The sequence below is a fragment of the Bifidobacterium sp. UTCIF-39 genome (assembly GCF_006408715.1).
Taxonomy (GTDB): domain Bacteria; phylum Actinomycetota; class Actinomycetes; order Actinomycetales; family Bifidobacteriaceae; genus Galliscardovia; species Galliscardovia tissieri.
On sequence record NZ_JEOG01000001.1, the window covers coordinates 171,266 to 194,908 of the forward strand.

Sequence of the window (23,643 nt, forward strand, 5' to 3'; positions counted from 1 at the left end):
CTCTTCATATCTCTCCTATTTCCTCTTTCTTCCACAGGCGCGGTCCTGGCTCATAACCCGGGCCGTGCCTTTTCAATGCCATAAATCGATCGCGAACCGCACAAAACACAGAAAAACGAACAACAACATGAGCGGTTCAAGCGAAAGGAGTCAGCGGTCATGTCCCACACGGCTGCCCAGGCCGATTCGAAGACGGCCACTCGCGGGGGCGGAAACAAGCCCCAGCACAACACGGGGAAGATGTCGAGCGCGGCTATTTCGCGACGTAACTTCCTGCATGGCGTAGCATTCATCACGCCGAACTTCCTCGGATTCATCTTTCTGATTCTCATCCCGGTCTGTGTGCTGTTCTACATCGCGAACACGCGTTGGAGCGCATTCGGCGATCCGGTCTGGACAGGTGCCACCAACTGGAAGCGTCTTACACGCGATAGCGTGTTCCAGGATGCATTCTGGAACACCATCTACTACTCTGTCGTCCACATCCCGCTGACGCTGATCATCGCCTTCGGTCTGGCGGTGCTGCTCAACTCCAAGCTCAAGGGACGCGCCTTCTTCCGTACGGTCGCCTTCTTCCCCTACATCACCTCGATCGTGGCCGTCGCCCAGGTGTGGAACATGCTGTTCGACGCCAGGAGCGGTGTGATCAACCAGTTCCTCGGCATCTTCACTGACAACGTGCCCGGCTGGCTCGGATCCACCACGTGGGCAATGCCCGCCGTGATCATCGTGGCCACGTGGCGTGAGGCCGGCTACTTCATGATCCTGCTGCTCGCCGGTCTGCAGACCATTCCGAACGAGCTCTACGAGGCCGCCGAACTCGACGGTGCCAACGCATGGCAGCGTTTCTGGAAGGTCACCGTGCCCTGCATGCGCCCCACCCTGTTCTTCGTGATGGTCACGCTGACCATCGGCTCCTTCAAGATCCTTGATCTTACCTTGGTCATGACCAACGGTGGACCTGGTACCAGCACCCTCGTGCTTGCGCAATACGTCTACCGTGTGGCATTCGAACGCAGCGACTTCGGCTACTCCAGCACGGTCTCGCTGGTGCTGTTCGCGCTCTGCATGGTCATCACTCTGATTCAGTTCTGGTACAACAACGCTAAGGAGAAGTGAGATGACTGCACAGACTGCATTCCCGAACGCGGTCAGCTCCGCCGACGTTCCCTTCAACAAGAAGCCCACATCGCCGGGTAAGATCATCGGCACAATCATCGGCTATGTCGCCATGATCCTGTGCTCCCTGTTCGTCCTGCTGCCGTTCATCTGGATGACCCTCGCTTCCTTCAAGCCCAACAACGAGGTCTTTCTGGTTCCGATGAAGTGGCTGCCGAGCGTGTGGCACTGGGAGAACTACATCAACATCTGGTCCGACTCGAACATGCTCGTCTGGGTGGGCAACACCGTGTTCTTCGCCATCTGCGTGACGTTCCTGCAGGTGTTCACCGGTTCGTTCGCCGCCTACGGCTTCTCCAAGGTCAAGTTCCGTGGTCGCAACGTGCTGTTCCTGATCTACATCGCCACCATGGCCGTGCCGTGGCAGGCCTACATGATCCCGCAGTTCAAGATCCTGTCCGCGATCGGTCTATCCGATACCCGTTGGTCCATCATCCTGCTGCAGGCGTTCGGTGCGTTCGGTGTGTTCATGATGAAGCAGTTCTACGACACCATCCCGGAGGAGCTTTCGGAGGCCGCCCGACTCGATGGTCTGTCGGAGTTCGGCATCTACCGTAGGATCGTGTTGCCGTTGTCCGGCCCGTCGATCGCCGCCCTGGGTATCATCACCTTCACGAATACGTGGAACGACTACATGGGTCCGTTGATCTACTTGCGTAGCCCCAGCCTCTACACCATCCAGCTTGGTCTGAAGACGTTCATCTCGCAGAACTCCGCGGATTACGCCATGATCATGACCGGCTCCGTGATGTCGGTGATCCCGATCCTGATCGTCTTCCTCATCGGTCAGAAGCAGTTCATCGAAGGCATCGCAACTTCTGGTATGAAGGGCTGAGCCGTTATGCGACAGTCCAGTGGACTGTCGCATAGGCTCAGGCGAAGGCCGCCCGCCAAGGGCGGCCGAAGCCAGCAAGGCGGAATCCGAAGGATTCTCCATAATTGCAGGACTGAGCCGTTGGCGATCAGGCGAAGGCCGCCCGCCAAGGGCGGCCGAAGCCAGTAAAGCGGAATCCGAAGGATTCTCAACTCTTGCAGGACTGACGGGCACAAAGTCGACTGCCCGTCAGGCGAAGGCCGCCAGCCTTCTCTCCATAACACCAAACTCGTCCTTCAGACTCCTCCCAAATAAGGAGTCCGAAGGACCTCAAATCCTTCTTTCCAGACCTTTTCCCAAAGAAAACGGAAACCGAAGGACCTCAAAATCTCATCACCCTTCCAGACTCCAACCAATCCATCAAAGAATCCGAAGGACATCACCCCCTCACTCCTCAGCTTTCCAGCAAGCGAAAACCGAGGAGTCCGAAGGACCTCAAATCCCACTCCCAGCTCTCCCTATGAAGAGCTGCAAAACCTTACCCCACGGCGGTCCCACACCCACAACCGCCCTACATTCTTCCCCTCCCGAATCAATCGCGCAGCCGTGTTTCTTCCTTCCTGTGGCTGCGTCGGCCGTTTGCGAAGACCGCCTGCCAAATCGGCCTTCGCAAACGGCCTTTTCCATATCCGTCACATCACCCGACCCGCACGCGCCCTCGTCCATCCCATCTTTCCCGGTCCACCCACCCATCCACCTCAACCTTGAAGGAGTACCATGACGGCCATGGCAGAAAACACTCCACAGAAGCAGTCGTCCTCGAATTTCGCCGGCACGTTCCTTACGGTCGCGAATTCCATCTTCGTTATCCTGGCACTTGGATGGTGCTCACTGGTGGGCATGCTGCCGCTGCTGCTGGTCTCCGGATTCGTGCACGATCTTTCGTACTACGCGCTGTATCTGGTTGCCCTTGCGCTGAGCACGCCGGGCATCGCCGCCCTGTTCGCCGTCTTCCGTGATCAGCCCACGCTGTTCTCGGGCAATTCCGCATTGCGCGCCAAGGTGTGGCAGGATCATGCCGACGAGAAGGATTTCCCGCCGGACTGGATCGCCCGTCCGTATGTGGACCCGAACCACAACGCCGCCGTGATCAGGCCGTATTTCCGCGCCTACGCCCGTGTGTTCGTCCGTTCGCTGATCATGGGCTTCACGTTCGCTCTGCTGGCGTTCTGCTTCCTGTACAACATGCAGATCTTCGCGCAGATGCCGTTCGGCGTGTATGTGACGCCGATGCTGGCCGTGTGCCTGGTGTTCCTCGCTCAGGCCTGGCTGATCTCGCTGGTGCTGGTGGCCGAGTATCCGAAGGCGAAGTGGCTGGTTACGGTAAAGAACGCGGTGATGCTGTCGGTTCGCCGTTTCTACATGATCATCGTGTCGGGCATCGTGCTGGCGGCGTTCGGTTTCGCACTGGTCACGTGGAGTCCGATCCTGTTCCTGCTGCTCGGCACCGGTGTGGTCGGCTATATGCTGTGGGCGTCGGCCCGCTGGCAGGCGGACAAGCTGTTCGTGCTCATGGCCAATGAGAGCAAGGACAAGCGCATCATCGACATGTACAGCGCGCAGAGTCGCGGCAACAACTTCTTCAACGCCCAGTCCGACTGGCAGCAGTGATCACAGCCGATCGGTCATCACCAGCCACCACGATTCAGGGGGTCATCATGGCATCATCCGCATCTGCATCATCCTCATCGCCGGCCACGCCGCAGTTTCCGGCCCCGTCGTCGCCACTCGGCGCGGTGGATATCCGCATCGACGCCGAAGCTGTCGACAACGCCATCGCCAGCCGTCATGGTCTGACCTTCAAGGGCTTCGGCGTGCTGTCCGGCAACGCCACGTCAAGTCTGCTCATGGACTACAAGGCAGCCCATCCGGACGACTATTGGCGTCTGATCGAAACGCTGTTCGGCGGTCCGCGCCCGATCATGAACCTCGTCAAAGTGGAGATGGGCAACGATCGCAACAATTCCACCGGGCCGAACGTCGCCACCATGCGCGACCGCGACGAATACCCGGCCGTGCGACGCGAGCCCGGCTTCCAACTCGCCGCCGATGCCCGCCGCTATCAGCCGCGGCTGCACGTAAGCATGCTGCGCTGGCACGCCCCCACCTGGGTGCGGTCGAACGACGACATCTACCACTGGTACAAGAACACCATTCTCGCCGTCTACCGCGAATACGGCTACATGGTCGACACGGTGAATCCCGACGTAAACGAACGCACCGCCGATCTGGCGTGGGTGGCCGAATTCCGGCATCGCGTGGCCAACGACACGACCGGATTCATCGGCAACGGCCCGGATGATCCGAACGCCGGGTTCCGTGACGGGCGTGAGCAGGAACTGTTCCGCTGCATCCGCGTGATCACGTCCGACGAGGAGACGACGGGCACATTCGGCGACGATCTGGTGGCCGACCGGGAGCTGCGCGATACGATCGACATCGCCGCCTACCACTACAGCGTGCGCGACGACGACGAGGGCAATTTCACCCGTCTGGCGGACGAATTCGACAAGGAGATCTGGAATTCGGAGGCGCAGGCCACGTTCTCGAATTCCGCCGATCGTCCGAACAACACGATGGACGATGGCCGTGGCGCCGGTCGTGTGGGCACCCGTCTGGGCGGCATCGGCTCGCCGCTGGAAATGGGAAATACGATCATCAAGGGCTTTGTGAAGTCCCGTCGTACGAACGCGATCTATCAGCCGGCCATCGGATCGTTCTACGAGGGTCTGGAGTATTCGCATAAGGAGCTGATCTCCGCACGTGACCCGTGGAGCGGCTGGATCTACTACGACGCCGGTCTGACCGTGTTGGAGCATTTCTGCCGATTCGCGGAACTGGGCTATGACGATCGTGCGTGGCGCGCGGTGCCCGAGGCGAGCGTATGCGAAGTGGATGGCAACAATCCGGTGTGCGGCGCCCGTCATGGCGAGCCGTCCGCGCTGACGCTGGTGTCGCCCGACGCATCGAACTATTCCACGGTGATCGTGAACGACAGCGGCTACGAGCGCGTCTACCGCATCGAGGCGCGTGGATTCGCCGGCGAGGGCCGTCCGCTGCACGTGTGGCGGACGCGCGCCGCCGAACCGGGCCGTGCGTACGACAGCGACTATCTGCAGGTCGTCAACGCGGTCGAGCCGGCGAACGGTGTGTGCACGATCGTGGTCGAACCGTGGTCGGTGGTGACCGCCACCACGCTGTCGCCGGACGAGGTGCCCGCGGTGGGCGTGCCGCATACGGACGAGCGGACGCGCGATGTGCTCGATGTGGATCCGAACGGCACGCTGCTGTACGCCGACGATTTCGACTACGCCGACCAGCCTCCGGTGGACGTGTTCAAATACGACGATCTGGTGAAGGATGACTACCTGACCAGTCGTGGCGGCGAAACGGGCGCGTCGGCGCGGTACACGACCGATACGAACGGCGCGTTCGAGGTCGTGGCCACCAATGTGCTGGTGGACAACGGCTATCTGACCGGTGACGCGTCGCGTGGCCATGGCGGTCATGTGCTGCGTCAGCAGATCGACTGGAACCACGCCGGCAACGCGTGGATCGAGGGCGATCCTCGTACGTCGATCGGCGACCTGCGATGGGCCAACTATCGCGTGGGCGTGGACGTGCTGTTCGAGGAGTATCCCGGTCGTGCGCCATACGTACTGATCGGCGCCCGCGAGATGGGCGGCTCCAAGTTCAGCACCGATCTGGCCGCATACGATTTCAAGCTGCGTGCCGACGGCGTGTGGCTGCTACGCAACTACGGCAACGAGGTGCGCCGCGGTCACGGCGTGGATCTTGAACTCGACGGCACCGGATTCAAGACCGGATCGGGGGAGTGGAACCGCGTGGAGCTCGAAGTGGCCGCCGATACGGTCACCGTGTTCATCAACGGTGTGCGCGTGACCTCGTGGCGCGATCCGCATCCGCAGACCGCGGGACGTGTGCAGCTGGGCACCAGTTTCGACCATGTGCTGTTCGACAATCTGCGTGTGGAACGACTGCCCGGATTCGCGCCGTATTATCGTCATCTGATCGACGACATGCATATGACCTCGTGGGAGGGGAGTCGCGACGACTGTGCCGAAGACGTCGACGAATGCGATACCACGGTGCCGGGGCTCGAATACTCCGGCGAATGGACGCACGACAACGGCAAGGGCATGTACACGTATCAGCGCACCGAATCGGTGGCGCTCGCGGCCGGCGCCTCGGTGAGCCTGACGACCGACGGTTCCGGCGTGGACCTGTTCGGTCCGAGTGACGGCAGCGCGCGACTCAACGCCTACGTGGACGGCGTGTTGGTACGGTCCGGCATGACCGTGCACCCCACTACGGCATCGCTGCGCACCGCATTCCAGCTGCGTGGGCTACCGGCCGGTACGCATCGCATCACGTTCGCGCTCGCGGACGGCAGCACGCCGTTCACGCTTGACGCGGTCGGCGTGCTGTAAGAGCCCTAGTGCAGTCGCAGTGAACCCCTAGTGCAGTCGCAGCAGATGGATGTCCGACGACGCGGGGCCGGTGCTGGCGCGCGGAATGAACGTCGATCTGAGGAACTTCGTCGTCGGCATGGCCGACTCGGCTTGTGCGTGACGCAGCTGCGCGATGATCTCGTCGACCGCCTGCTCGGCGGGTTCCTTGCGTGGCAGTCGCACCGTCGACAACGCCGGGTCCACCAGCGAACTGATCGGGGTGTCGTCGATGCCGACCACGCTCACCTCCTCCGGTACGCGCATGCCCTTGGCCTGCAACGCCTTGATGAATCCGATGGCCACGATGTCGTTGTATGCGATCACCGCGGTCGTCGGATTGCGCATGAATTCGTCGGAATACCGGTATCCGCCGCTGTACGACGGCGCATTGGAGGAGATGCGGCGCAGTCGCATGCCCGCCTTCGAGCAGTACTGCGACAGCACGCGCCAACGTCGGCCATCCTGCCATGACGCCTCGGGGCCGGACAGATACGTCAGCTCGCTATGACCTAGTTGCATCAGATATTCCACGGCCTCGGCCACGCCCTGCTGCGCGTCGGGGACGATTGAATGCACGCCGCGAATGGGCCTGTTCAGTACGATCAGCGGCTTGATCTCGGCGAGTTTGCGAATCGTGGCATCGGAGGAGCGCGACGACGCGAGGATCAGTCCATCCACATGATGCATGGCCAGCTTCAGCGCCTTGCGTTCGATCAGATGCGTCTCCTCGAAATCGATGATCAGCAAACCGAATCCCTTGCGCAGACACTGATGCTGCGCGCTTTTCACGTAGTCGGCGAAGATCGGATTGCCCAGATCGGCCACGGTGATGGCCAGCAGTCCGTTGAGCTGATCGGAATCGTTCATGTTCAGCGAAGTGATCGCCTTTGCGCGATATCCGAGACGATCGGCGGCGTCGCGGATACGTCGTGCGGTTTCCGCGCTCACGCGGCCCGGTCGCGCGAACGCACGCGACACCGTGGATGGCGATACGCCCACCGCCTTGGCCACGTCGCGGATCGTGGCCATCTTGCGCCTACCTGTGCCGCCCGTGCTGGCGTGATCGCTGGCGGTATCGGTGTCATCGGGGCCGTTCATGCCGGCGTCGGCGGTCTTCGGGTCGGCGATATCATGATCTTCGGCGGTCTCGTTGCCGTCGTTGGCATCCATCGGTGAGTTCATTAATGTTCACTCCTGATCGTTGTCTACTGTTTCCTTACTTTACCGGTCTGCATCAAAGTTCTCCATCAGTCGCATTATCGGAACGATGTGCACGATAAAACCGTCACCGATGCCAAACGTCGGCAAATAGTGGCAACATCATGATGCGCGGCGTCCTCAATCCGATAATCGAAATGGAGGATATAGCAAACAAAGGAGTTTCCATGGTTAACGCTGATAGGCTGTTTCCCGCCGATCCCGCGCTGCGCGACATCACTCGCGAACTGTACGCGGAAGTGAAGGATCTGCCGATCATCTCCCCCCACGGCCACGTGCCGATTCAGTGGTTCCACGACAAGGACTACCACTTCGCCAACCCCACCGAGCTGTTCATCACGCCCGACCATTACGTGACCCGCATCATGCACTCGCAGGGCGTTGAGCTCAAGGATCTGGGCGTGAACCAGAAGGAGTTCACCCCTGAGCAGTCCAAGCACGCGTTCGAGCTGTTCGGCAAGTACTGGTACGCCTACGCAGGCACCCCGATGCGCTACTGGTTCGAGGACGCACTGGCCAACGTATTCGGCATCGACAAGGAATTCGGCCCCGACACCGCCGGCGAGATCTACGACGAGCTCGACGCGCTGCTGAAGACCGACGAATTCTCCACTCGTGCCCTGGTGAAGAAGTTCAACCTCGAGTTCATCTCCACCACCGACGACACGTTCGATGACCTGCACCTGCACGACGAGACCAACGCCGACCCCGACTTCCCGGCCCGCCTTGCGCCGGCCTTCCGCCCCGACAAGCTGCTCGAGCCCAAGAAGACCCCGGACTGGGCCGCCCAGGTGGCCAAGCTCGGCGAGGTGACCGGTGAGGACACCTCCACCTACGAAGGTTTCTTCGAGGCCATGCGCAAGCGCCGTCTGTACTTCAAGGAGCACGGTGCCGTGCTGTCCGACCACTCCCACGACGACGTGCGCTCCGACCGCGTGCCGGACGACGAGCTGCCCGCCCTGTACAAGGAGGCCCTCGACGGCACGATCAGCGAAGAGGACGCCACCCGTCTGCGCCGCACGTTCTTCAACGATCAGATCCGCCTCGCCCAGGAGGACGGCCTGGTCATGACCGTGCACCCGTCCGTGTTCCGTAGCTACGACAAGGGCAACCTCGCCACCTACGGTCCCGATACCGGTGCCGATATCCCGGCCCGCGCCGAGTTCGCCGCCGCCCTGCAGCCGATGCTCAACCAGTACGGCTCCAACAAGGACTTCCACTTCGTGGCCTTCACCATGGACGAGACCGTGTACTCCCGCGAGCTCGCCCCGCTGGCCGGCTTCTACCCGGGCTTCTACGTGGGTGCCCCGTGGTGGTTCATCGACTCCCCGGAACCGATCCTGCGCTACCTCAACGCGGTGACCACCGCCGCCGGCTTCACCAAGCTGTCCGGCTTCATCGACGACACCCGCGCCCTGTGCTCCATCCCGGCCCGTCACGACATGAACCGTCGTCTGACCTGCCGCTTCGTCGCCGGACTGGTGGCCGACCACCGTCTGAGCCTCGAGGAAGGCAAGCGCGTGGTCCGCGACTCCGTGCAGGCCGTGCCGCGCAAGGTCTTCAAGCTCGACTGAGCGTTGAGCGATAGCAGAATCGGTCTTCGGCCGGTGCGATGACACTTCGGAATCATGACACGCTGATCATGCATCATCGATCATGAACCGTTGGAATCACACCGGCCGCAAGGCCGATTCTCATGTACGGCGTTGCACATTCGATATATACGAATAGATACGACGATATATACGAATTGCACGGTGAATCGCAATGATGAATTGCAACGTCGTTTTGGCCATGGATCACGACTGTGGCAAACCATGGCTACTTGCCAATATCGAACACGAATTCACATAGACTGAATATCAGCGACGCGTGCCAACGAAGGTGCGCGGCACATCAATGGAAGGAAAACGTCAATCATGGTTCTTCATCTGACTGATGATTTCAAGGCCAATGCAGCCGAATGGGAGGCTGCCGGCGTTACGCTGCCGCAGTACGATCCGGAGGCCGTCAAGGCCTACACCGCCGAACACCCCTACTGGGTGCACTTCGGCGCGGGCAACCTGTTCCGTGAGGTTCACGCGCTCATCGCGCAGAGCCTGCTCAATCAGGGCCTGACCAAGTCCGGCGTGATCGTCGCCGAGACCTTCGATGCCGACATCGTCACCGACGCGTTCAAGCCGTTTGACAACCGCGGCCTGTCCGTCATCCTCAAGTCCGACGGCTCGATCGACACCGAGCTCGTGGCATCCGTCGCCGAATCCTTCGGCGTCAAGCAGCACGACGAGGTGTGGGACGGTCTGGTCAAGGTCTTCACCAACCCCGAACTGCAGTTCGTCACCGTCACCATCACCGAGAAGGGCTACTCGATCAAGAACAACGACGGCGAACTGCTGCCGTGGATCAAGCCCGAGGTCGAGAACGGCCCCGACTCCGCCGTGTCCGCCATGGGTGCCATCACCGCGCTGCTGTTCGAGCGCTTCAAGGCCGGCGCCAAGCCGATCTCCATGGTCAGCACCGACAACTTCTCCCAGAACGGCGACCGCTTCCGTGCCGTCATCGTTGAGTTCGCCCAGCTGTGGGCCGACAAGGGCTTCGTGCCGGACGAGTTCGTTGCCTACGTGGACGACCCCGATAAGGTGGCCTTCCCGCTGAGCATGATCGACCGCATCACCCCGAACCCGGCCGAGTCCGTCTCCAAGCTGCTCGCCGACAAGGGCTTCGCCGACAACGAGATCTTCCACACCGCCAAGGGCACCAACGTGGCTCCGTTCGCCAACTCCGAGGAGACCTGGTACCTGGTTATCGAGGATCAGTTCCCGAACGGACGCCCCGAGCTTGAGAAGGCCGGCGTGTTCCTGGGCGACCGCGACACCGTCAACGACTCCGACGAGATGAAGGTCACCACCTGCCTCAACCCGGTGCACACCGCGCTGGCCACCACCGGTCGCCTGATGAGCTACGACTCCATGAGCAAGACCATCGCCGATCCGGATCTCAAGGCTCTCGCCGAGCGCCTGTCCTACGTGGAGGGTCTGCCGGTTGTGGCCGACCCGGGCATCTTCTCCCCGAAGGACTTCGCCGAGAAGGTCATCGACGTGCGCGTGCCGAACCCGAGCCTGCCTGACTCCCCGGCCCGCATCTCCACCGACACCTCGCAGAAGGTGCCGATCCGCTACGGTGTGACCATCAAGAAGTACATCGAGTCCCCCGATCACAACGTGAACGAACTCGTCGCCATTCCGCTGGCCATCGCCGCCTGGCTGCGTCTGCTGCTTGGCAAGGACGGCAAGGCCACCGACGACAACGGCAACGAGATCACGCTGAGCCCGGATCCGCGTATGGCCGAGCTGCAGAACGCCCTGAGCCCGCTCACCCTGGGCGGCGACCTGTCCAAGGCCGACGAGGTGCTCAAGCCGATTCTCGCCGACGCGACCCTGTGGAACGTGGACCTCACGCAGACCCCGCTCGCCGAGAAGATCGTCAAGTACTTCAAGGAGTTCGCGGCCGGCACCGGTACGCTGCACCCGGTTCTTGAGAAGGAACTCGGTCTCTGAGTCTGAGTCGTCTTACGACTACGACCAACTGAATCATTCAAGCGAGGGAAGGGAACGACCCCTTCCCTCGTCAGACAACACAGACAACACAGACAACACAGACAACCAAAAACCGACAACAAGCAAAGGATCATCATTATGAAGATGGGTTTCCGCTGGTACGGCGAGGGTAACGACACCATTTCGCTGGATGACATCCGCCAGATTCCCGGTGTCGAGACGATCGTCTGGTCCCTGCACCACAAGCAGGCCGGTGAACTGTGGGAGCCGGAGGAGATCGAGCATGAGATGAAGCTCATCACCGGTCTCTCCGAGGACGACCGCAAGCGCGGCATCACCAAGACGTTCAATGCCGACGTCGTCGAATCCGTCAACGTGCACGAGTCCATCAAGACCGGCAAGACCATGCTCGGCATGAGCCGCGACGAGGCGCTCGACAACTACATCAAGACCATCGAGAACCTCGGCAAGGCCGGCGTGAAGGTCGTCACCTACAACTTCATGCCCGTGTTCGACTGGCTGCGCACCGACATGTTCCACCCGAGCCCGGACGGCTCCACCGCCCTGTACTACGATGCTCACAAGGTCGCCCAGCTCACCGACCCGCAGGCTCTGATCGACGAGACCCTCAACGGTGCCGGCAACTTGACCATGCCGGGCTGGGAGCCGGAGCGTCTGGCCCACCTGCCCGAGTTCATCGAGGCCTACAAGGGCATCGATCACGACAAGTACTACGAGAACTACAAGGTGTTCCTGGACGCCGTGATCCCCACCTGCGAGAAGTACGACGTCAAGCTCGCCGTGCACCCCGACGACCCGGCCTTCGATCTGTTCGGCTGGCCGCGCGTCGTGTCCTCCAAGGAAGGCATCCAGCGCGTGCTCGACCTCAACCCGAGCCCGTACAACGGACTGTGCCTGTGCCTCGGTTCGTTCTCGTCCCGCCGCGGCAACGACCCGGTCGACGCCGTCAAGACGTTCATGGACCGCATCCACTTCAGCCACGTGCGCAACATCAAGTTCCTCGACGAGGCCGGCTCCTTCTCCGAGGTGGGCCACCGCGCATCCGAGGGTGACGTGGACACCATCGGCATCATGAAGGCGTACGCCGAGGCCGACTACCAGGGCTACATCCGTCCGGACCACGGCCGTCACCTGTGGAACGAGAACACCCCGGAGCACAAGCCGCGCCCGGGCTACGGCCTGTACGACCGCGCTCTCGGCATCCAGTACCTGCTGGGTGTGTGGGACACCGTCAAGTACAACAAGTAGTCGTCGGTTTCCATTCTCCGAGCGTGATCCGGTGACAGTTCGGTCTGCACGATCGTTGTGATGGTGAAGACGGTTCGGTCCAACGGGTCGATGCTCGCTCCAGCCAAAGCGGTCGACTGATCGTGGTGGTTGATCTTCCGTTGACCGAGGGGCTTCCCGTGCTGGTGCGCGCGGGAAGCCCCTCGTCGTATATGCGCGTCGTATATGTCGTATATGCGCGTGGCACCGAGTCGAAACGGTGAACGTCATGCCTATGTGACACACGTATACGTCAAACAAGCACCGGAAAGACACGTTCAATGCGTATCTGACGCAATCTGTCACCGAACCCGCAGCGTACATAATCCCATACTGCGGGTCTGATATGGGCCGATAGAAAAACCGCACCGTGCGTGATTCCATACTGCGGGTTCATGATCCACTGACAACAGACCCGCAGCGAGTGGTGTTTCTCGCTGCGGGTCTGGAACGGATTGATGATCAATCCGCAGTGACAACACGAACAGTCGTCGCGGCCGTCGCGGTTACTCCACGTTGGCGTGGTTGGCGTTGGCCTGCGCGTCGGATACGTTGTCGCGGCGTGACAGCAACAGGCACAGCGCGTCGAGGGCGATATGCACGCTCTGATCGAACAGCGAGCTCAGCAGCTGGATCGAACCGCCGGCCTCACCCTTCACACGGCCCGGCACCAGAATCACGACGTCCGCGGCGGCGGCCAGCGGCGACTCCGGCTTCGACGTGACGGCGATCACCTTCACGCCGAGCTTCTTCGCGGCCTCGGCGTCCTCCACGGTCTTGCGGGTCTTGCCCGAGCCGGAGATGGCGAGCAGTACATCGCCCTCATGCATGGACGGGCAGATCGTTTCGCCCATCATGTAGCTTGTGTATCCGATGTGCATCATGCGCATGGCGAAGCTGCGCGCCTGGAATCCGGAGCGGCCCTCACCGGTGGCGTACACGCGGTCGTTGCGGCCGATGATGTCACGCGCGGCGATGAGATCGTGTTCGTCCATCTTGGCGATAACGCCATGGATCTCCTCGACGATCTGATCAAGTACGCGCGGCTCGGTGGCGGTGACGGACGTGGTGGCGGTTTCGTTGACAGTGGCTGCGTTGACAGTGGTTGCGTTGACAGTGGTGGTTTCGTTGGTCATGATCAACTCTTTTCCTTGGTGTTTTTGGTTAGTAACGGTCGTGTGCAATCCCTTAGTGTGATCACACTAAGAGATTGAGGTCTCAAGTCCGGTCTTGCCTGCAGGTTCGCATTCGGCCGTCACGCGGTTCTGCACGCGGCCTTGCACTCGGCGCAGGCGGCGGCGATATCGGCGGCCTTGGTGATGGCCGACCCCATGATCGCGATCTCCACGCCCTCGGCGGCGAGTCCGGCCAGCTGATCCTTCGTAATGCCGCCGGCGATGGCGATATGACGAATCTGCGGATATCGCGCCTTGAACGCACGCACCTGACCGACCGGATCGGCCGTCGCGCCGGAATCGACCGACGTGTGCAGACAATACACGGCGTTGTCGTAGTCGCTGATCCGTTCGATACGATCGTCGTCGCACTCCAGCAGATCGATCATCATCACGCCGTCATGCGTTTCGGCGGACGCATAACACACGTCGAGCGTGCCCTTCGACGACGATCCCATCACGGTCAGATACCGGAATCCGCAGTCGAATCCGAGATCGAATTCGTACCGTCCCTCGTCGCACGTCTTGATATCGCCGAGCACGGCGGTGCCGTTCGCCGCCTCGATCAGTGGACCGAGCGCACGCACACCGAACTCCTTGGTCAGCGACGTTCCCACTTCGATCACGTCGGCCGAATCGGCCACCTGACGGATGATCTCCACCGCGCGTGGAATATCCACACGATCAATCGCAACCTGCAGTTTCACAGCGATACTTCCTTTCTGGGAGTGTTGGCGATGAATGAGTCAAGCTGTTCGCGGCTCGGCAGCCCCTCCGAATCGGAGACGCTGGTCACCTGGATCGCGCCCACGGCATTCGCGCGCTCGAGCAGACGGTCGGCGGGCAGATCCTCCAGCAGCGCCGTGATCGCGCCGGATGCGAATCCGTCGCCGGCGCCCACGGTGTCGACCACGTCCACCACGAAACTGGGTACCACGGTCTCCACGCGCTCGCCGTCGTCGTTGCGTGAGAACAACGCCGATCCGTTGGCGCCGAGCTTGATGATCACCTGCCGCACGCCCATGTCGAGATAGAAGTCGGCCACGTCACGCGCGTCCTCGCGTCCGGAGAACATCTGCCCCTCCGACATGCCGGGCATGAACACGTCGCATTTGGTGGCGAGCGCGTTGGTGGCGCGGATCATTTTCGCTTCGCTGGACCACAGCGTGGGTCGCGGGTTCGGGTCGAACGTGACGATCGCACCGTGGTCGTGGGCGGCGTCGATCAGTCGTTCGATGGTGGCGTACGTGTTGTCGGCGAGCGCTGCGAACACGCCGGATACGTGCAGGATGCGCAGTCCGCTGAAATCGATGCCGTCGACGATGTCGGGCGTGGTGCGGCTGGCGGCCGAGCCCTTGCGGAAGTAGATGACCTTGGGATCGCCGTCGGGCAGGACCACCTTGAGCTGGGAGCCGGTGGCGGCTTCGGTGCTGCGGCGGATGTTGGCGGTGTCGATGCCGGCGTTGGTCATGTAGTCGACGATCATGTCGCCCTGCCAGTCGCTGCCGAGCGTGGTCACGTAGCTGACGGTGTGGCCCTGACGGCGTACGCCGATGGCGACGTTGAATTCGGCGCCGGCCATCTGGGTGGGCAGGGTGCGGGCTTCCATGTAGGTCTGGTCGGAGTCGGCGATGAGGTTCACCATGGGTTCGCCGATGGTCATGACTTCTGGCATTGCGGGGTCCTTTATGGGTTGTGTGTGTGGTGTGGTGTGTGGAAAGAGAGTGAGGGACGGGGGAGTCGGGGCGGAGCTGGGAGGCTGCGGAGTGTGTTCGGTGGGAGCGGGGATGAAGAATGTTCGTACGCCGTGGATGGCGTGGAAAAGATTGGGGATGGAGTCCGGTCGCGCCCAGGCTGCCAGTACAGAGGCTGCCAGTACACAAGCTGTCAGTGCCGAAACCTCGGTACTCAGTCGGGCCGATGCCGGACTCCGTGAATCAGGACGAATCAGTGAATCAGCGGCATATCAGTGACGAATCAGCGGCACATCAGTGTGGTGGTTACCGCAGTTCGAGTTCGACGCGCTCCTACGCCAGCGCGGCGCGAACCTGTTCGACCTGTGCGGCGACGTTTGCGGCGTCGATCGGGAACTCAAGGAACACGGGCACGCCGGCGGGCAGCTGGGCGAGCAGGGTCTTCCAGTCGATCACGCCGTTCTCGAGCATGGTGGTGGCGAGTTCGTCACGTTCGGCGGCACCGTTCACGTTCTTGAGGTGGAACACGCTGACCGAATCCTTGAGCTCGGCGAATGCGGCGGCCGGGTTCTCGCCGCGCCAGAACCAGTTGCCGAGGTCGAACGTGTATCCGATCGCACTGCCGGCGGCGGCCACGTTGGCGAGCGAGGCGCGCGTGCAGTCGAGCGTGCCGTTTTCGGGGGTCTGATCGTTTTCGATGGTCACGGTCACGCCGTATTCGGCGGCGAGCGCATCGATGGCGCGCAGCACGTCGGCGGCAACGTCCTTCACGTCGCCCTGGTTGAGTTTGACGTTCGTGGCACCCATGCGCTTCGCCTCGGTGAAGTACTGCTGCAATGCCGGATTGGCGACGCCGTTCGCGGTGATGACCTCCGGTACGGAGTAGAAGAGCGCGAGTCCACCGGCCTTGGCCGCGGCGGCGATGCGGTCGAATTCGGCGTCGTCGGCGATGTATTCGCGGCGGACCTCGGCGAGCGTGATGCCGAGATCGGCGATACGCGGCAGCAGTTCGGACTGCGGAACACCGTTGGCGAGGTCGGTCAGGTAGACGAGCGTGTTGATGCCGATGGTGTGGGTCTGCGTTGCTACGGAGGGGTTCTGCGCGGTCATGACATTGTCCTTTCGTGACGTCCGGTGTTGTCCGGTAGCGTCGATGATGCGTGTTGGTTATGGTCCGGAACCGCGGTCGGGAACGATCCGATCCATGGTTCCGGATTCCGTTGTAGTCGTTGTGGTCGTTGGAGTCGGGGAACGGTTGGGAATATGGCGGTGATTAGAACAGCAGCAGTCCGGCGAGGCCCATGATCGGGAAGGTGCAGGCCCAGTAGACGGGCACTCCGTTCTTGAGGAAGGTCTTGGGTTCGAGTCCGGTGTAGCCCACCGACCAGGTGTTCCACGACTGCGTGATGCAGGCGGAGATGCAGGTCATGGACGGCACGACGAGCAGGGCGAACAGGAACCAGGCGTTGAACATGCCGGTGGCCATGAAGATGCTGATCACCGCGGAGCCGGCGCCGTACAGTTCCAGCGGGCCGCGGAACAGGGCGAGCGGGGCGAGGACGCAGAAGGCGAGACCGAGGATGAACATGTTGTTCGGGATGAGCGGGGTGAGCACCGGGCCGAAGTCCTTCATCACGGTGACGGCCGTCTCCTGGAAGAAGCGCAGCACGAGCAGCATGATGATCAGCGGGCCGATGTCGCCGATGGCGGTCTTGGCGGTGGATTCGATCATACGGCCGAAGCCCTTGAGGGTCTTCATGTGACCGGTGAACGCGAAAGTGAGGATGGTGGCGAGCATGAGGGCCGGCACGGCGTTCCACTGCAGGATGATGCACAGGGCCACGGGCACGATCGGCATGATGTAGGTCCACACCGGCACATCGGGGATATCGGTCGGACGTTCGTCGGGATCGCCCACCTCGTACGGCGTGCCGTTCTTGATGGCCTTGGCGTTGATGAGGATGAAGATGATCACGCCGAGCATCTGCACGGCGAGTGCGGCGATGCCGAAGCGCAGATAGTGGGTGCCCCAGCCCACCACGGATCCGTCGGGGGACTTGTAATCCTGATAGAAGGCGGCGAACTGCACGAACAGCACGCTGTTGACCCACATGGCGGCACCGATGGACAGAGTGAACACGGGCACGGCCACGCGCTTGGGTACGCCCAGACGGCCCATGATCGGGAAGAGGATCACACCGATGGCGATGGCTGAACCCACGCCGTATGCGCTGGTGAAGATGAGGCAGGTGACGGCGGCCATGCAGATGGTGGCGAGAACGGGGTTCTTCTCGCCGACCTTGGCGGTGCGGTAGGAGATCGACGACGCGATGCCGGTGTCCACGAGCACGCGGCCGAACCATGCGCCGCAGACGATCTGAATGATCGTCGGACCGTAGGTGAGGGCCGGCTGGGCGAAGATGTCCTCCACCACGTCGAATGGTTCGCCGACGCCGAATGCCACGCCGAGGAAGTAGATGAGCAGCCAGACGATGGTCTGCACGAAGAATCCGATGGTGAGGTTGCCGCCTTTCATCGCGTATACCGCGAAGCAGACGAAGGAGAGGATGAGCAGTATGCCCATGATTCCGGTGATCATTGCGCTCCTCCTTGAGCCGGTGCCCCTGAGCATGGCAGTGGGCAGGGTATGTCCGTGGGGTTCGGCGGGTTCGCAGGTCGTTGCGTATGTCGCCGTTCCGGTGGTGTTGTTTGCTGCTTACTACTGATTGTGATTGTTGCCTGCTATTTGTGTACCGGTTTTGTGTACCGGTTAACAAGCGTTGACTTGAGTATGCCACGCTTATGTGTACCGGTCAACTAAACTATCCTCTCGGCGTGTCGTTTTCCGTACGCCCGTATCCTCCGCACTCCTGTGTCATATAAGCACCGAAGTGTGTCTTCGGTGCCTGTATGACGTATGCGTGTGTCATATGAGCATCACAGCGTGTCTCCGGTGCTTAAGTGACGTATTCGTGCGTCGTTTGAGCACCGAGCAGTCTCTTCGGTGCTTGTCGGACGCACGTATGTGTCATATGAGCATCGGGGCGTGCGTCCGGTGCTTGTTCGGCGCATACGTGCGTCGTATACGCACTGAAGCGTGTTCTTAACTGCGGGTTTGACTCGTACGTGCGTCGGATGGGTAGCGTACGCACTGCTTGGTGCGGGTTTGCCTCAGATGAGGCGGAAATCTGAAGGGCCGTCACTTGAATCCATGTCGGTACCAGCGCCCTACCGATTCTGCGTCGAACCGAACACCCTGAGTCGGGCCGGGATCTCCAATCGTTCCGCGGGGGAGGAGTCGCCGTCGTAGATGCGTGCGATCAGTCGCGACGCGGCCGTGCGTCCCATGAGCACCGGATTCTGATCCAGGCAGGTGATGCCCGGTCCGCTGTATCGTGCCCATCGTTCGGTGGCGAACGCGCATAGCCCCACCGTCGTGCCCATGCCGTTCACCGTGCCGGTGCCGACTGAGAAGTCGTGATCGTCTCCGGCAGCCCGATCGTGATCGTTGTCGTGATCGGTATCGTCATGGACATCGTGATCGCTGCCGTTCGCATACGGCTCGCTCGGCTCGGCCAGTACGGCGAACACGTCGCACATCGCATCCTCGTTGTTGGCGAATATGCAGATGCGCTCGCCGACGTGCGCATCCAGAATCGATGTGAGTCGTGCGGCAAGTCCGACGCCGTTGCCATCGTCGACTGTGCCATGCTCGACCGTGCCGTTATCGCCGATCGTATCGTCAACCGTGCTGCCGTCGTCAACCGTGCCGCAGTGACCAATTGTGCTGCCGTGAGTAGCCGAGTCGTTGTCAACCGTCCTACCGTGGCCAGCCGTGCTGCTGTCAGCCGCACCTCCGCCGCTAACCGCACCGCCGCCAGTCACACCGCCGTAATCCATATCGTCGCGCGGCGAATCGGCATATTCCAGCACTTCTCCGGCGAGGTCATGCGTGGCGAGATACGTGCGGACCGCCTCCGCGCGGGTCTGTCGGGTCGTGATGCCTGCAATCGGCTGCGTCACAAACACCGCGTATGTGAACCCGCGCTCGCGCACATGATCAAGCATCATGTCCACTGCGCCGGCATTGTCGGTCACGATGCAGTCGCAGACGATCGGCGAGATCATACGGTCGAGCATCACGATCGGAGGATTGCCCGCCGTGCTCGCGAACGTTGTCAAAAACTCGTCGTTGCCGCCGACCGTGTTGATGATCAGCCCGTCCACCTGTGAATCCATCAGCGATTCGATGGCCGCGCGTTCCAGCGCAGGATCGTCGTCGGCATCGCTGACCAATAGCTGGATGCCGCGTGCCCGGCACACGGACTGCATGCCCTTGAGCAGTTGTGAACTGAACGGATTGCTGATGTTCGCGATCGTCACGCCGATCATACGGCTGTTCGTGGCCTTGAGTCCCTGCGCCATCTTGTTCGGCCGGTATCCGAGTTCCTTGACCACCGCCTCGATGCGGGCGCGCGTGTCGGCGGACATGTAATCGTATTCGCCGTGCAGATACCGCGAAATCGTGGTCTTGGATACGCCGACTGCGGCCGCCACGTCGGCGATGCTGGGCTTGCGTTTCGCTTTCGCTGGGCGACTCATGACTGCGGAACCTCCTTGAAAGGCCATGGTGGGTGTTCATCGAACGATGCGAACGGTTGCGGCTCGATCTGAAACCGGTCCGCAGATGTTGCGGAATCCGATTTCACTCGTTCTCCGTGCGTTCTCCATCCTTCAGGTTAACCGGTTTCCGTGGCAGTCGCATCAACGGAATGGCGGCGATGATCGCCGCGCCGAACGCCAGCGTCCACGTGTACCGGGTCTGATGGCCGGGCAGCAGCAGGAGCGTGAGTATGGTCAGCGCCCACGGCGTGAACAGCACGAGATTGCGTCGTCGTTCCGCGCCCGCCAGACAGCACAGCGCCAATGCGGTCAGCGGCACGAATACCGCATACGTGGCCTCGCTCATCAGGAACGATACGCCGGGCATATGCGCCAGCGTCTTGTAGATCGCCGCGCCGTACTGCTGCGGTATGGATTTCTCCGCGCCCTCGTCGTCGCTGTGGTATTCGGGAAGGATGAAACGTTGCGGATTCTCGCTCTCCCACCCCCATCGCACGTACCAGCCCTCGTCGTAATACGAGCTCATCGTGAACGGATCGCGCAGCCACGGCACGGCATGCAGATAGTCGCCGATATGCGTGACGCCGAGCCTTGCCCACAGCATCAGGAACCGTGCGGTGTCGGCGGTGGTGGCGGTGTGGTCGTAGCAGCGATCCTTGATCGTGTCGGCGCTGCCGATCTCACGGGCCCGATACGGTTCGATCAAGAGATATCGCCGCAGCTGACTCGTGGTGCACATGTTCACCGAGTCGACCACGGCCCGGTCATCGTCGGAAAGCAGCGGTTTCGTCGAGCCGCCGTCCGTCGAATCGGTCGTCGAATCGGTCGGATGCATGCCCGGCGCGTATCCGTCATACTTGGCCACGACATACAACGTCTGCTGCAGCGGAATGCTGATCATCTCCTGGCGTCCGCCGGGTGCCACATGCAGCAACGGGAACACGATCGCCGTGATCACGCTCACCAGCACGACCGGTATCACGGCCAGCGACAGTGAGATCAGACGCCGTCCGCGCAATGCCACGGCGAACACAAGGAACGACGCGGCGATGATCTCCATCGCGATCTTGCGGGTCTCCGCACAGATCACCGCCAGCACCACGATGCCGACGATCATCCATGGACCGAGGCGCTCGCCGGCGACTATCCGTCGCACGTATTCGATCATGAGCACCATGAGCAGCAGGAAGAACGGCATCGACGTGGTGTCCTTGACGATCGCCATGGACGTGCGGCCGAAGCAGGGCGTGAGTCCCACGAACGCCAGTGCGCCCGCGCAGTACTGCCACGGCACGCGCATCACGCCGCCCAGATAGGAGAGCACGACCGCCAATGCGGCGATGATGGCCAGCGTCTGCAGTACGGCCAGCAGATACAGGCCCCACTGTTCGCTGCCCATGGCCAGACCGAGCCGGTCGAAGAATCCGTAGATCACGGTGTCGAGCCACGGATGCTGATCGTTCATTGTCGAGCCGAGATCGACCGCGCGCGACGACGGGTCCCAGACGTACCCGGAACGCACCCACATGATCTGGGCGATCGTGTCGGCCGCGATGTTGACCGGCCACAGCAGAATCATCCACGGCAGCCAGCACACGGTGATCATGCCGAACAGGATGGCGACGTTGCGTGCGGAGAAGGTGTGGAAGAGTCGGGGGAGGAACGTGGCGGCCAGGGAAGCGGATTTGGCGGGTTTCAGCATCGTAATGCTGGTGGGTTTCGGCATTGTTATGGCTGTCGAGTCCTGCGCAGTCTGTTCTTGTGCAGTCTGTTCTTGTGCAGTCCGTGTCATGACTCGTGTGGACCACGAGAGCAGTATGGCCATGGCGGCGATGGCGAGCAGGGCGAAACCGGCATACCGCAGCGCCATGAACAGATGGAACCATATGGTCCGATATTGCGGTGCCACATACGGCAGCGTCGGCGTGGCCTGCGGGGGAGCGTGTCGCCCGCCATCGTAGTGGGCGGGGATGGTGAGTGACAACGCGAAAACAAGACCGGTGCCCACGGCCCATTCGCGAATGCGGGCCGTTTTGGCGAATGCCTGCCATCCCGCAAGTTCGATGACGAATACCGCGACGAACAGGGCCGGACCGGCGGCGCTGCCTGTTGCGCTCATCGTTGTGGCGATGTCCGTGAGCGCGGATGGAAGATCATGGAACGCTTTGACGTCGGTGTATGAGGCCGTCAGCGCGAAGCATGATATCGCGCTCGCCGCGAGAACGGGCAGAACAACCCGGACGGGCGGAACGGGTACGGGAATGCGAAACGGTGTGTGACCCGTTGCGGTGGTGGCCGATCGAATGAGTGCCATGGCGTTCATGCTACTCAGTGGTTGGCAAAACGTTGGGATATCGTTTAGAAACGATGGAATCATGCGATTTTTCGTGTGGTGTGGCCATGTTATGAAACCGATTTCAAATGTGAGTTCCGCCACAGGAATGGCAAATGCTGCCAACGCTGCCGGCCTACGACATCGTGCCGCTACTATGATGGATAGTGGCCGGGTTCAGGGTTCGAGCCCCGCCAAGACGACGTATCCATTTTGAACAAAGGGATTTCTCATGACGTTGGGTGCATCAACTGTGGATATCAAGCCTGGCAAGGTGCTGCTGGTCGGTGAGGCGATGGCGCTGTTCACCGCGCAGCAGGAGGGGGACATGGCCGAGGTCGAGACGTTCGGAGCCTCGGTCGCCGGTGCCGAGCTGAACGTGGCCGTGGGTCTGTCCCGTCTGGGACAGAAGCCGGTGTACATGACCAAGCTGGCCGAGGATCCGTTTGGTGGTCGAATCCTCAACTTCATGAAGCGCAACAACATCGATACCTCGCTGGTGACGATCGACAACACGCATCCCACCGGATTCATGCTGAAGTCCAAGGTGAGCAAGGGCGATCCGAAGACCGCATACTTCCGCAAGGGTTCCGCCGCCTCCACTCTGGCTCCCGCCGACGTGGACGCGGTCGATTTCTCCGGTATCTCGCTGGTGCACATCACCGGCATCCTGCCCCCGCTGAGCGAGACCACGCTGGCCGCCGCCAAGGAGCTGATCGCCAAGGCCCGCGAGCACGGCGCCTACGTGTCATTTGACCCGAACCTGCGTCCGGCCATCTGGCCGAACCTCGACCTGATGCGCAAGACGCTCGTCGAGCTTGCCTCCCAGGCCGATCTGGTGCTGCCCGGCGTCGGCGAAGGCCGTGAGCTGTTCGGTGCCGACGATCTGGAAAGCACCGCCCAGGCGTTCATCGACAACGGTGCCAAGCTCGTCGTGGTCAAGGATGGTCCTGCCGGCGCGTACGCCACCGACGGCAAGGGCTCCACCTACGTGCATGGATTCGTCGTGGACAAGGTTGTGGACACGGTCGGCTGCGGTGACGGTTTCGCCGCCGGCACGCTGTCGGCGCTTATGGACGGTCTGACCGTGGACGAGGCTCTGGAGCGTGGCTGCGCGCTCGGTGCCATCCAGACCCAGTTCATCTCCGACAACGAGGGTCTGCCCACCCCGGAGGAACTCGAGGCGTTCAAGGCGTCCCACCGTCGCGCCGAGTGACGGCATCGGAAACGTG

At 61.7% G+C, this 23,643-nt stretch carries 16 protein-coding genes; 8 read left to right on the plus strand and 8 right to left on the minus strand.

Annotated features, from left to right (window positions below):
• Positions 1-159 precede the first annotated feature (159 nt).
• The 4 genes from EP30_RS00595 (at position 160) to EP30_RS00610 (ending at position 6,504) form a co-directional block, all read left to right on the plus strand.
• Complete coding sequence (locus EP30_RS00595; RefSeq protein ID WP_094662265.1) at positions 160-1,119, plus strand: carbohydrate ABC transporter permease; 960 nt, start codon at positions 160-162, stop codon at positions 1,117-1,119.
• A gap of 1 nt (position 1,120) precedes the next feature.
• Positions 1,121-2,014, plus strand: coding sequence for a carbohydrate ABC transporter permease (locus EP30_RS00600; protein WP_094662267.1), 894 nt, complete (start codon positions 1,121-1,123; stop codon positions 2,012-2,014).
• Between the two features lie 765 nt (positions 2,015-2,779).
• Positions 2,780-3,664, plus strand: coding sequence for a hypothetical protein (locus tag EP30_RS00605; protein ID WP_140555226.1), 885 nt, complete (start codon positions 2,780-2,782; stop codon positions 3,662-3,664).
• Positions 3,665-3,711: 47 nt separating this feature from the next.
• Positions 3,712-6,504 carry a family 16 glycoside hydrolase gene (locus EP30_RS00610; protein ID WP_140555228.1) on the plus strand — a complete coding sequence of 931 codons (2,793 nt, stop codon included), beginning with the start codon at positions 3,712-3,714 and terminating at the stop codon, positions 6,502-6,504.
• A gap of 27 nt (positions 6,505-6,531) precedes the next feature.
• Here EP30_RS00610 and EP30_RS00615 read toward each other — a convergent pair whose 3' ends face one another.
• Positions 6,532-7,707: a LacI family DNA-binding transcriptional regulator gene (locus tag EP30_RS00615; protein WP_140555230.1), complete on the minus strand. Its 1,176-nt coding sequence runs from the start codon at positions 7,705-7,707 to the stop codon at positions 6,532-6,534.
• Between the two features lie 203 nt (positions 7,708-7,910).
• On the opposite strand from EP30_RS00615, the gene uxaC reads away from it, so the two are divergent.
• The 3 genes from uxaC to EP30_RS00630 all read left to right on the plus strand — a co-directional run bounded on the left by uxaC (position 7,911) and on the right by EP30_RS00630 (position 12,569).
• Positions 7,911-9,317: a glucuronate isomerase gene (uxaC, locus tag EP30_RS00620; protein ID WP_223848131.1), complete on the plus strand. Its 1,407-nt coding sequence runs from the start codon at positions 7,911-7,913 to the stop codon at positions 9,315-9,317.
• Positions 9,318-9,662: 345 nt separating this feature from the next.
• The gene (locus EP30_RS00625; protein WP_140555232.1) at positions 9,663-11,300 is read left to right on the plus strand and encodes a mannitol dehydrogenase family protein; all 1,638 of its coding nucleotides are present in this window, start codon (positions 9,663-9,665) and stop codon (positions 11,298-11,300) included.
• A gap of 138 nt (positions 11,301-11,438) precedes the next feature.
• A complete protein-coding gene (locus EP30_RS00630; protein ID WP_140555234.1) occupies positions 11,439-12,569 on the plus strand; it encodes a mannonate dehydratase in 1,131 nt (376 codons plus the stop codon).
• Between the two features lie 524 nt (positions 12,570-13,093).
• Here EP30_RS00630 and hxlB read toward each other — a convergent pair.
• From hxlB to EP30_RS00665, 7 genes are all read right to left on the minus strand, one after another.
• Positions 13,094-13,723 carry a 6-phospho-3-hexuloisomerase gene (gene hxlB / locus EP30_RS00635; protein WP_140555236.1) on the minus strand — a complete coding sequence of 210 codons (630 nt, stop codon included), beginning with the start codon at positions 13,721-13,723 and terminating at the stop codon, positions 13,094-13,096.
• Between the two features lie 119 nt (positions 13,724-13,842).
• Positions 13,843-14,469 carry an orotidine 5'-phosphate decarboxylase / HUMPS family protein gene (locus EP30_RS00640; RefSeq protein WP_140555238.1) on the minus strand — a complete coding sequence of 209 codons (627 nt, stop codon included), beginning with the start codon at positions 14,467-14,469 and terminating at the stop codon, positions 13,843-13,845.
• Positions 14,466-15,437, minus strand: a complete 972-nt coding sequence (locus tag EP30_RS00645; RefSeq protein WP_140555240.1) for a sugar kinase — start codon at positions 15,435-15,437, stop codon at positions 14,466-14,468. The genes EP30_RS00640 and EP30_RS00645 overlap by 4 nt, the downstream gene beginning before the upstream one ends.
• A 352-nt stretch (positions 15,438-15,789) precedes the next feature.
• A complete protein-coding gene (locus EP30_RS00650) occupies positions 15,790-16,566 on the minus strand; it encodes a sugar phosphate isomerase/epimerase (RefSeq protein WP_140555242.1) in 777 nt (258 codons plus the stop codon).
• Positions 16,567-16,729: 163 nt separating this feature from the next.
• Positions 16,730-18,055, minus strand: coding sequence for a gluconate:proton symporter (locus EP30_RS00655; protein WP_140555244.1), 1,326 nt, complete (start codon positions 18,053-18,055; stop codon positions 16,730-16,732).
• Between the two features lie 629 nt (positions 18,056-18,684).
• On the minus strand, positions 18,685-20,058 hold the full coding sequence (locus EP30_RS11040) for a LacI family DNA-binding transcriptional regulator (protein WP_258185283.1): 1,374 nt from the start codon (positions 20,056-20,058) through the stop codon (positions 18,685-18,687).
• Positions 20,059-20,161: 103 nt separating this feature from the next.
• On the minus strand, positions 20,162-22,198 hold the full coding sequence (locus EP30_RS00665) for a DUF6020 family protein (protein WP_140555246.1): 2,037 nt from the start codon (positions 22,196-22,198) through the stop codon (positions 20,162-20,164).
• Positions 22,199-22,643: 445 nt separating this feature from the next.
• On the opposite strand from EP30_RS00665, the gene EP30_RS00670 reads away from it, so the two are divergent.
• Complete coding sequence (locus tag EP30_RS00670) at positions 22,644-23,627, plus strand: sugar kinase (RefSeq protein WP_140555248.1); 984 nt, start codon at positions 22,644-22,646, stop codon at positions 23,625-23,627.
• Positions 23,628-23,643 lie beyond the last annotated feature (16 nt).